Annotated in this window: 8 protein-coding genes and 1 pseudogene; all 9 read right to left on the bottom strand. The window is 71.1% G+C overall.

What is annotated here, in order from left to right:
* Nucleotides 1–243, bottom strand: a 243-nt coding sequence (locus tag G6018_RS08015; protein ID WP_347237829.1) for an enoyl-CoA hydratase-related protein, incomplete at its 3' end; no start/stop codon positions are given.
* Between the two features lies 1 nt (nt 244).
* Nucleotides 245–1426: an acyl-CoA dehydrogenase family protein gene (locus G6018_RS08010; RefSeq protein WP_182639336.1), complete on the bottom strand. Its 1182-nt coding sequence runs from the start codon at nt 1424–1426 to the stop codon at nt 245–247.
* 5 nt (nt 1427–1431) lie between these two features.
* Nucleotides 1432–3507, bottom strand: a complete 2076-nt coding sequence (locus G6018_RS08005; protein WP_182639335.1) for a biotin carboxylase N-terminal domain-containing protein — start codon at nt 3505–3507, stop codon at nt 1432–1434.
* 11 nt (nt 3508–3518) lie between these two features.
* A complete protein-coding gene (locus G6018_RS08000) occupies nt 3519–5117 on the bottom strand; it encodes a carboxyl transferase domain-containing protein (RefSeq protein WP_182639334.1) in 1599 nt (532 codons plus the stop codon).
* Nucleotides 5114–6292 carry an acyl-CoA dehydrogenase family protein gene (locus tag G6018_RS07995; RefSeq protein WP_179525935.1) on the bottom strand — a complete coding sequence of 393 codons (1179 nt, stop codon included), beginning with the start codon at nt 6290–6292 and terminating at the stop codon, nt 5114–5116. The genes G6018_RS08000 and G6018_RS07995 overlap by 4 nt, the downstream gene beginning before the upstream one ends.
* Nucleotides 6289–8148: an acyclic terpene utilization AtuA family protein gene (locus G6018_RS07990; RefSeq protein ID WP_182639333.1), complete on the bottom strand. Its 1860-nt coding sequence runs from the start codon at nt 8146–8148 to the stop codon at nt 6289–6291. Before G6018_RS07990 ends, G6018_RS07995 begins: the two co-directional genes overlap by 4 nt.
* Nucleotides 8145–8966 (bottom strand): TIGR03084 family metal-binding protein, encoded by an 822-nt coding sequence (locus G6018_RS07985; RefSeq protein ID WP_182615478.1) that lies wholly within the window; start codon nt 8964–8966, stop codon nt 8145–8147. Before G6018_RS07985 ends, G6018_RS07990 begins: the two co-directional genes overlap by 4 nt.
* 112 nt (nt 8967–9078) lie before the next feature.
* The gene (locus tag G6018_RS07980; protein ID WP_182639332.1) at nt 9079–9786 is read right to left on the bottom strand and encodes a hypothetical protein; all 708 of its coding nucleotides are present in this window, start codon (nt 9784–9786) and stop codon (nt 9079–9081) included.
* Between the two features lie 145 nt (nt 9787–9931).
* Nucleotides 9932–10390 (bottom strand): annotated as a pseudogene (locus G6018_RS07975) (hypothetical protein); the annotation flags it as partial.

The raw sequence follows: 10390 nt of genomic DNA, 5'->3' as shown, positions 1-10390 counted from the left end.
CGCGGAGGCCTCGCTGAGGTCGGCACCGGCGCAGAAGGTCCCGCCGGCGTGACCGAGGACCACCACGCGGGCACCGTCGTCCGCGGCCGCCCGGTCGAGCGCCGCGTGGAGCTGCTCGACCAGGGCGCTCGAGATGGCGTTGCGGTTGTGCTGCGAGTCGAGGGTCACGCGGGCGGCGCCCCCGGAGACCTCGTAGCGCACCAGCACCGGAACACCGACGGTCTGATCGTCCGCCGCGGCCACCTCAGTAGCTCCTCGGCAGCCCGAGCGAGTGCTGGGCCACGTAGTTGAGGATCATCTCCCGGCTGACCGGGGCGATGCGGGGCAGGCGCGATGCGGCGAGCATGCCGGCGAGACCGTACTCCACCGACAGGCCGTTGCCGCCGAGGGTCTGGATGGCCTGGTCGACGGTGCGGGCGGAGACCTCTCCGGAGGCGTACTTGGCCATGTTGGCGGCCTCGCCGGCGAGGTCGTCCAGGCCGGCGTCGACGAGCGCCGCGGCCTTGCGCATCATCAGCCGGGCCAGCTCCAGCTCGATCTTGCACTGGGCGAGGGGGTGGGCGATCCCCTGGTGGGCGCCGATCGGGGTCTTCCACACGGTGCGCTCGTTCGCGTACTTCGTCGCCTTGTCCATCGCGTAGCGGGCGGAACCGATCGCCATCCCGGAGGCCATGATGCGCTCGGGGTTGAGGCCCGCGAAGAGCATGAGCAGCGCGGTGTCGCCGTCACCGATGAGCGCGTCCGCGGGCAGGCGCACGTCGTCGAAGTACAGCTGGAACTGCCGCTCGGGCGTACGCACCTCGGTGGGGATGTGGGTGCGCTCGAGTCCGGGCGCGTCGGTGGGCACCATGAACAGGGCCGGCTGGAGCTTGCCGCTCGCGGCGCCCTCGAGTCGGGCCACCACGAGGATCGCGTCGGCCTGGTCGACTCCCGAGATGTAGGTCTTCTGCCCGCTGAGCAGGAAGTCCGAGCCGCCCCGGCGTGCGGTGGTGGTGATGGCGTGGGAGTTGGACCCGGCGTCCGGCTCGGTGATGGCGAACGAGGTGATGATCTCGCCCGAGGCCAGGCCTGGCAGCCAGCGCTTCTTCTGCTCCTCGGTCCCGAAGCGGGAGATGATCGTGCCGTTGATGGCGGGCGAGACCACCATCATGAGCAGCCCGGCGCCCGCGGCGGAGAGCTCCTCCTCGACCATCGCGAGCTCGGTCATGCCGGCCCCGCCGCCGCCGTACTCCTCGGGCAGGTTCACCCCCAGCAGTCCGAGCCTGCCCGCCTCGGTCCACAGCTCGTCGGTGGTCTCGCCGGCGTCGGACTTCTCGCGCATGTACTCCATGCCGTATCGCGAGCCCAGGTCGAAGGCGACCTTGCGGAGTTGCTTCTGCTCCTCGGTGTCGACGACGGGGTTGGGGATCTGAGAGATGTCGGTCATCGTGGTCACTCCTGGGGGGTGGTGGTGTCGGTGCTGGAAGGATCGGTGCTGTCGGCGTCGGTGCTGTCGGGTTCCGCGACGACGGCGAGGATGGTGCCGGTCTCGACCTGGGTGCCGACCTCGACGGGCAGCTCGGTGACGATGCCGTCCACGGCGGCGGAGATGGTGTGTTCCATCTTCATGGCCTCCATCCACAGCAGCGGCTGGCCGGCGGTGACGGTGTCCCCGACGGAGACGGCCACCCGGATGACCGCACCCGGCATGGGGGCGAGCAGCGAACCCGCGGCGACCTCCGCGCCGGGATCGGAGTACCGGGGCGGTTCGATGAGCGGGACCGGTCCGAGTGGCGAGTCCACCTCCACGACGGTGTCGGAGCCCACCACCTCGTACCGGGCCACGGAGAAGGTGTGGCGCACTCCCCTGACCTCGAGGTCCACCGCGTCGGGGCGGACCTGTCCGACGCGGACGACCTCGGCGAGATCGCCGTCCGCGTGGGCGCCGGAGCGGTCGCGGATGTACGCCACCTCTAACTCGTCCTCCCCGAACCGGTAGGTACGCCTCTGGAGCGTGCGGCCGACGTTGCGGAAGCCCGCCTGCGCCAGCGCCACCGGCCCGGCGGCGTGGTCGGCGGTCCCGGACACGATCGCGGCGGCCAGCGCGGAGATCACCACGGCCTCGTCGTCGGCGAGCGGGGCGGCGACCGCCTGCGCACCGTGATCGTCGAGGAACGCGGTCGACAGGTTGCCGGCGATGAACTCCGGGTGGCGCAGGACCCGGACCAGCTGGGCGCGGTTGGTCGTCAGGCCGTGGATCTTCGCCCGCGTCAGCGCGCCGGCGAGCGAGGCGCAGGCCTCGGAACGGGTACGGCCGTAGGAGATGACCTTGGCCAGCATCGGGTCGTAGTGCACGCCGATCACCGCGCCGTCCGCCCCGGGTTCGACACCGCTGTCCACCCGGATGCCCGGGCGGTGCGGGCCCTCGAAGGTCGAGCAGACGCCGGGGACGTCGAGCGCCCACAGGGTTCCGGAACCCGGCGTGTAGTCGCTCGCCGGGTCCTCGGCGTAGAGGCGGGCCTCGAACGACCAGCCGTGGGCGGCCGGGGGTGTGGTGGACGGCAGGGGAAGACCCGCCGCCACGTCCAGCTGGAGCGCCACCAGGTCCAGTCCGGTCGTGGCCTCGGTGACCGGGTGCTCGACCTGGAGACGGGTGTTCATCTCGAGGAAGAAGAACTCGCCGTCGTCGGTGGCCAGGAACTCGACCGTGCCGGCGCCGGTGTACCCGATCGCGGACGCGGCGTCGCGGGCCGCCGAGTACAACTTCTCCCGCATCCCCGGGGTCCGCTCGACCAGCGGGCTCGGGGCCTCCTCGATCACCTTCTGGTGGCGGCGTTGGATGGAGCACTCGCGCTCGCCCACCGCCCAGACGGTGCCGTGCGAATCCGCCATGATCTGGACCTCGATGTGACGGCCACGCTCGAGGTACCGCTCACAGAACACGGCGTCGTCGCCGAAGGCGGACCTGGCCTCACGCCGGGCGCCCGCGATCTCGTCGTGCAGTGAGTCCAGGGTGCGGACCACGCGCATCCCGCGTCCGCCGCCACCGGCGGAGGCCTTGACCAGGACCGGGAGCATGTCCTCGGTGACGTCGACGGGCTCGAGGTCGGCGAGCATGGGCACTCCGGCCTCGCCCATCATCTTCTTGGCCTCGATCTTGGAGCCCATGGCCTCGATGGCGGAGACCGGCGGGCCGACCCAGGTGAGCCCCGCGTCGATCACGTCGCGGGCGAACCCGGCGTTCTCGGACAGGAACCCGTAGCCGGGGTGGATCGCGTCGGCCCCGGCGGCCGTGGCCGCGGCGATGACCAGGTCACCGCGAAGGTAGGTCTCCCCGGGGGTGTTGCCCGGGAGACGGACCGCGGCGTCGGCCTCGCGGGTGTGGGGGGCATCGGCGTCGGCGTCCGAGTAGACCGCCACCGTGGTCATGCCCAGGGCGCGGGCGGTGCGGTGGACACGGCGGGCGATCTCCCCGCGGTTGGCGACCAGGACCGAGGTGATCGGGGCTGGGGTGGGTGCATTCTGCATGGTGGTGTTCCTCACATCCGGAAGACGCCGAAGCGGTCGGTTCCGGCGACTTCTCCGGAGTGGATCGCGGACAGGCTGAGACCCAGCACGGTCCGGGTGTCGCGGGGGTCGATGATGCCGTCGTCGTAGAGCATCCCGGACAGGAAGGCCGGCAACGACTCCTTCTCGATCTGGTCGGCGATCATGGTCTTGAGACCGTCGATCGTCTCCTGGGTCATCTCCTCGCCCCGGGCGGACGAGGCGGCGGCGGCCACGGAGGTGACCACGTCGGCGAGCTGCTGACCGCCCATGACGGCGGACTTGGCGCTCGGCCACGTGTAGAGGAACCGGGGGTCGAAGGCGCGGCCGCACATGCCGTAGTGGCCCGCGCCGTACGACGCGGCGGTGATGAGCGACAGGTGCGGGACCTCGGAATTGGAGACCGCGTTGATCATCATCGAGCCGTGCTTGATGATGCCGCCGCGCTCGTACTCCGAGCCCACCATGTATCCGGTGGTGTTGTGCATGAACACCAACGGGGTGTCGTAGCGGTTGGCCAGCTCGATGAACTGGGTGGCCTTCTGCGCCTCCGCGCTGAACAGCACGCCGCGCGCGTTGGCGATGATGCCCACCGGGTAGCCGTGGATCTCGGCCCACCCGGTGACCAGGCTCGCCCCGTAGAGCGGTTTGAACTCGTCGAAGTCGGACCCGTCCACGATGCGTGCGATGATCTCGCGCGGGTCGAAGGGGATCTTGAGGTCCTCCGGGACGATGCCGAGGAGATCCTCGGCGCCGTAGAGCGGCTCGATGACCTCGGCGCGCGGGGCCCGACCGGACTTCGACCAGTTGAGCCGGCGGATGATGCCGCGCGTGAGGCGTGCGGCATCGGCCTCGTCGAGGGCGTAGTGGTCGGCGAGGCCGGAGACGCGGGCGTGCATGTCCGCACCGCCGAGGGTCTCCTCGTCGGCGATCTCGCCGGTGGCGGCCTTGACCAGCGGGGGTCCGGCGAGGAACACCTTCGAGCGCTCCTCGATCATGACCACGTGGTCACTCATCCCCGGGACGTACGCTCCGCCGGCGGTGGAGTTGCCGTAGACCACGGCGATGGTGGGGATGCCGGCCTTGGACAGGCGCGTGAGGTCGCGGAACAGCGCGCCTCCGGGGATGAACACCTCCTTCTGCGTGGGCAGGTCGGCGCCACCGGACTCGACGAGGCTGATCACCGGGAGCCGGTTCTTCATGGCCACGTCGTTGAGGCGGAGGATCTTGCGCAGCGTCCACGGGTTGGACGTGCCGCCCTTGACCGTGGGGTCGTTCGCGATGACCAGGCACTCCGCGCCCTCGACCACGCCGATCCCGGCCACCACGGAGGCGCCGGTCTGGAAGTCCGAGCCCCACGCGGCGAGAGCGCACAGCTCGAGGAAGGGCGACTCGCGGTCGAGGACCATGTCGATCCGTTCCCGGGCGGTGAACTTGCCGCGCTCGCGGTGGCGGGCGACCTTGCGCTCGCCGCCGCCGGCGAGCGCGGGTTCGAGATCGGCGGTGAGCTGGGTGAGTTTGTCCTTCATCGCGGCCTTGGCGGCACCGAACTCGGCGCTGGTGGTGTCGAGCGTGGAACGCAGGATGGTCATGCGGTGTACCCCAAACGTCGTCCGGCGAGGGTGGTGAGGATCTCGGTGGTGCCTCCGCCGATGCCCAGGAGGCGGACATCGCGGTACTGGCGGCTCACCTCGGACTCGGCCATGTAGCCGAGACCTCCGAAGAGCTGGAGTGCTTCGTTGGCGACCCACTCCGCGCACTCCACGGCGGTGTTCTTGGCAAAGCAGACCTCGGCGATCGCGTCGTGCCCCGCCGCGGCCAGGTCCACGCACCGGTGGGTGTAGGTGCGGGCGACGTCGATACGGCGGGCCATCTCGGTGACGGTGTTCTGCACGGCCTGCCGGGAGAGCAGGGGGCGGCCGAAGGTCTCACGCTCCCGCACCCAGTCCAGGGTGAGGTCGAGGCATCGCTGGGCGTGAGAGTACCCCTGGGCGGCCAGCGCCGCGCGTTCGCCCACGAATCCGATGGCGATCTGGGCGAACCCGTCGTGCTCGGCGCCGACGAGGTTCTCCACCGGCACCCGGCAGTCGGTGAACGTCAACTCGGCGGTGTCCGAGGCACGCCAGCCCAGCTTCTCCAGCGGGGCGGAGCGGTGGAAACCGGGGGTGTCGGTGGGGATGACGAGCAGGCTGACGCCCGCCGCTCCTTTCAGGTCGTCACCGCCGGTGCGCACGGCGGTCACCACGAAGTCGGCGCGGGTACCGGAGGTGATGTACGTCTTGGCGCCGTTGACGACGTAGTGGTCGCCGTCCCGGCGGGCGGTGGTGGTGAGGCGTCCGACGTCGGAACCGCCGCCGGGCTCGGTGATGGCCAGGGAGCCGATCAACTCGCCGGCGAGCGTGGGCCTGACCCAGCGCTCGATCTGGTCGGGTCGGCCGGACTGGGCCAGGTGGGGGGTGGCGATCCCGCAGGTGAACAGCGAGGCGAACACGCCGCCGGCGACGCCGGCCTCGTGGAGTGCCTCGCAGACGATCAGGGAGTCACGCATGTCGCCACCCCCGCCCCCGACCTCCTCGGGGAACGAGACACCGAGCAGGCCCAGCCGGCCGGCCTTCGCGTGCAGCTCGCGGGGCAACGCGCCCGCGGCCTCCCACTCGTCCTGGTGGGGCAGGATCTCGCGCTCGGCGAAACGGGTCGTGGTCTCGCGCAGGGCGAGACTCTCCTCGGAATACCAGGGATCCCCCGGTACGTACGGCGGGATGGTCACGCGTTCTCCTCTGCGGGTGCCGGCTCGGCGGGTGCCGTGGCGGCGGGTACGGGGGCGGCGGGTACGGGGGCGGTGATGTCGTCGGGCACGTCGATGAGGCGGGAGCGGAGCCACTCGGCGAGTCCCTTGGCCTGGGGGTCCCAGCGGTAGCCGTGGGCGACGCCCTTGCCGAGCAGTCCGTCGATGACGAAGTTCACGGCATTGATCCGGGGAAGTTCGTATCTCTCGACCGGGAGGTCGGCGGTCTCCGGGAGCAGGCGACGCAGCTCGTCGACGGTGAGGGTCTCGCGCATCCAGCGGTAGGCCGCCGCGTCTCCGGCCCACAGACCGATGTTGGCGGTCCCGCCCTTGTCTCCCGAGCGGGCGCCGAGCACGTCCCCCAGGGGCCTGCGCGTGGTGGACGCCGTCGACCGGGAGGACGGGGACAGCGATGCACCCTCGGCGTCGAGGCCGTCGGAGGCGTGACCGTCGCCCATCTCCTCCGTGTGTTCCGGAGGCGCGATGTCCACCCGGGTTCCGTCGGGGAGCACCGCGACGTGCGGCACCTCCTCCTGGTCGAGGTAGGCGGGGACGTACACGCCGTACGGGCCGCCGCGACCGGGGGGCGCGCTCGGCGTGGCACCCGGGTAGCTCGCCAGGATCATGGCCACCGCGGCGTCGGAGAACGCCCGGCCCACCACGTCGGAGTCCGGGTCCCAGGCGACGACGGTCAGCAGTGCGGTCGCCGCGGCCTGGGTGTCGGCGTCCGCGTGGTCCGTGCGGCTGAGGCGGAAGTCGATCTCCGCGGGACGGGTGGCGAGGCCGGCCAGGATCTGGCGCTCGACCAGTGCGGCCTTGTCCTCGATGTCCAGCCCGGTGAGCAGGAACGTGACCTCGTTGCGGAAGCCACCGAGGCACGTCACCGACACCTTGGTGGTGGTGGGGGCGGTCTCGCCGCGCACCCCGGAGATGCGGACGCGGTCGGGGCCCTCCTGCTCGAGGCGAGCGGTGTCCAGGCGGGTGACGACGTCGGGCCCGCCGTAGCGCGCCCCGGTGACCTCGTAGAGGAGTTGGGAGGTGACGGTGCCGACCGTCACCGCTCCCCCGGTCCCGGCGTGCTTGGTGATGACGGAGGTGCCGTCGGAGGCGATCTCGGCGATGGGGAAACCGGGGGTGACGGGATCGGCGATCTCACCGCGGTTGAAGAAGGCGTAGTTGCCGCCCGTGGCCTGGGTCCCGCACTCGATGACGTGCCCCGCGACGGTGGCGCCGGCGAGGGCGTCGAGGTCCGTCCGGGTCCACCCGAAGTGGCTGATCGCCGGACCGACGATGACCGAGGCGTCGGTGACGCGACCGGTGACGACGATGTCGGCACCGGCGTCCAGACAGCGGGCGATCCCGAAGCCCCCGAGGTAGGCGTTGGCGGTGACCGGGAAGCCGGCGTCGGCCGGGATGTCGAGTTCCGAGACCCGGTCGATCAGGTCGTCGCCCTCGACGTGCGCGACCCGCGGGGACAACCCCAGCCGCGATCCGAGCTCGACGACCGCGCCGGCCAGGCCGGCGGGGTTGAGACCGCCCGCGTTCGCGACGATCCTGACGTTCTTCTCCAGCGCCAGCCCGAGACAGTCCTCGAGCTGCCGCAGGAAGGTCTTGGCGTACCCGAGGTCCGCGTTCTTCATGCGGTCGCGGCCCAGGATGAGCATGGTGAGTTCGGCGAGGTAGTCGCCGGTGAGGACGTCGAGTTCGCCCCCCTCGAGCATCTCGCGCATCGCGGAGATGCGGTCGCCGTAGAAGCCGGACATGTTGCCGACGCGCAGCGGAGGCACCGTCGACTCCGTTCCCACGCGCAGCGGCGCGGCGAGGTTCCTCCCGCTCATGCCCGCGCCCCCTCCTCGCGGCCGCCGCCGGGCAGGCCCGCGAAGGCCTGGGCTATCCGCAGCCACTCCTCCGCGTCCTCGCCGACCGCCTCGAGGGCGGTGTCGGCGCGGTGGACGCGCTGGGTGACCAGCAGGCAGAAGTCGAGCACCGGTCCGGTGACTCGCTGCTCGGCGTCGGCCGGGCCGAACTCGAGGACGGTGCCGTCGGGCAGGGTGAGCGCGAGGTGGACCTCCGAGGACGGGGCCTCGAGTCCGTTCATCAGATACGCGAAGCCGCGGGTCTTGAACCCCAGACGGGCCACGTGGGGCAGCGCCGCGATGAAGGCCGGGTCGGAGTCGAGCGGGATCCCGACGGCGTCGGCGACGTCGATGCCGTGTGCCCAGGTCTCCATGATCCGGGCGGTCGTCATGGACTTCGGCCGCATCGGCGGTCCGAACCACGGGACCTGGTCGCCCGGATCGGCGGCCTTGAGCGCGTCCGCGAGTTCTCCCCGGGCCAGGCGCCACCGGGCGAGCACCTCGTCGCGGCCGGTGGCGGCGATCTCGGCGGCACCGGCGTCCACGAAACCGGTCGGATCGGCCATGGCCGTCTCCACCACACCCTGGAAGTCGTCCGGATCGGTGATGGCGGTGACCGAGACCTCGTCGGTCCAGGCCAGATGCGCGATCTGCATGCCCACGTCCCAGCCCACGGCCGGGGTGTCCAGGTGCCAGACGTCGGGACCGGCGGTCTCGACGAGGTCGTCTAGTCGGGCGCTGAGCGCGGCCAGGACCGCGTGCGGGTCCTCCGTCGCCGAGGGCCGGATGTTCGTCTGCATGGCATCAGACTCCCACCGAGCCTCGAATAAAGCAAGCATGCTTGCTTGCTTTTCGGCACGGCGTTCTCGCGGTGCGGTCCGGGAGGATCACCTCACCCGCCGTCGCGGGGGGTCACAGCGGGCACCCCAGCGTGTAATTCCACTCGGTGCCGTTCCGGGGGGCGTCGACCTTCACCGTCATCGATGTCGACACACCGGGGGGCACGTCGATCCACACGTGCCAGTCTCCGTTGGTTCCCACGTAGCCCGGGGTGGTCCACAGCACGGTTCCGTCATAGGCCACCTCGACGAAGTCGGGCACGTAATAGGTCTCCAACCGCAGCAGTACCCGGCCGCCGCCGCTGCGGCCGATCTCATGCCTGTTGGTGAAGATGCCCTGCCGCCCGGAATTGGTGAAGGTGTTGCACGGCGTGACCGGAGCCAGGACCACCTGGGTCGCCGCGAGGACCCGATCCCACCCCACTTCACCAAGCGAGGCCCTCTCCGCGAGGGTCATGATGTCCTGCGAACCCCCGGGGATCCCCTGCACCACCCGGAACACATCGAGGATCTCTCCACTGCGGATGTTCGCGATCAGTTCGTTGAGATTGGCCAGGGACCCGTTGTCCAGCGCTCCCCGGGCACCCGGGTTCATCCCCTCGATGATGGCCTCCAACTCCTGCACACTCCCGGCGGCGTCCCCGAGCTCGCTGCTGAGTTCGGCACTGGAGGGGGACCCGGTCTGGGCGGTGGCGACCGGCGCCCCGACCGCGACCACAGCCGCGGCCATCAGCGAGGTGGCGGCGACGACCGGGACTCTGGCGATGATCGAACGTGTCATGCGGACTCCTCGAACGATGACCGCACGGGACGTGCGCCCGGCGGGCCCGGACGATGCACGGTCTCCACCGACGCTAGGCAGCCGAGGCGCAGGGGTCTGTCCTACGTTCGCTCCATGTCCGCCGGTCCGGGCCTCGCGACGAGCCTCACGGTCCGAACTCGAGGAGTTCGCCGGGGATCGACAGACGGACGGAGGCCAGGTCGGCCCCGAGCCCGCTGTCGAGCGGCACACCACGCGGGGGGCGCGCCACGAGGTTGACGGCGCGGAGGTTGGGCAGCAGGTAACGGCGGGTCTCCATGCCCTCCAGCGCGGGCAGGAGTTCGCGGAAGCGGTCGATCGTGAGCTCTCCGGCCAGCCACGCGAACGCGGAGTCGTCCCAGGTCCAGACCGCGATGTTCACCCCTCGGCCGACCACGCCTCGACGCACGCTCGCGACGGAACCCAGCACGGACGTCACCGGCTCCCCCCCGGGCACGGACCCCCGCGACCACGGGGTGGGCAGCTCGCCGGGCCCGATGTCCGCGGTCTCCACCGGGACGGGCACCGCGACGCGTTCACCGCCCGGGAGGACGACGGTGTGTCCGGCGTCCGCCTGCGCCAGCGG

The organism is Dietzia sp. DQ11-44, from assembly GCF_014145205.1.
GTDB classification, from domain to species: Bacteria; Actinomycetota; Actinomycetes; order Mycobacteriales; family Mycobacteriaceae; genus Dietzia; species Dietzia natronolimnaea.
The sequence above is the reverse complement of the archived record's forward strand: the minus strand, read 5'-3'. Positions and strand labels throughout refer to the sequence as shown.

Bases quoted from the DNA above. Each gene is read 5' to 3' on its own strand.
- G6018_RS08010 (WP_182639336.1), bottom strand. From the start codon at position 1,426: ATGACCGACATCTCTCAGATCCCCAACCCCGTCGTCGACACCGAGGAG.
- G6018_RS08005 (WP_182639335.1), bottom strand. From the start codon at position 3,507: ATGCAGAATGCACCCACCCCAGCCCCGATCACCTCGGTCCTGGTCGCC.
- G6018_RS08000 (WP_182639334.1), bottom strand. From the start codon at position 5,117: ATGACCATCCTGCGTTCCACGCTCGACACCACCAGCGCCGAGTTCGGT.
- G6018_RS07990 (WP_182639333.1), bottom strand. From the start codon at position 8,148: ATGAGCGGGAGGAACCTCGCCGCGCCGCTGCGCGTGGGAACGGAGTCG.
- G6018_RS07985 (WP_182615478.1), bottom strand. From the start codon at position 8,966: ATGCAGACGAACATCCGGCCCTCGGCGACGGAGGACCCGCACGCGGTC.
- G6018_RS07980 (WP_182639332.1), bottom strand. From the start codon at position 9,786: ATGACACGTTCGATCATCGCCAGAGTCCCGGTCGTCGCCGCCACCTCG.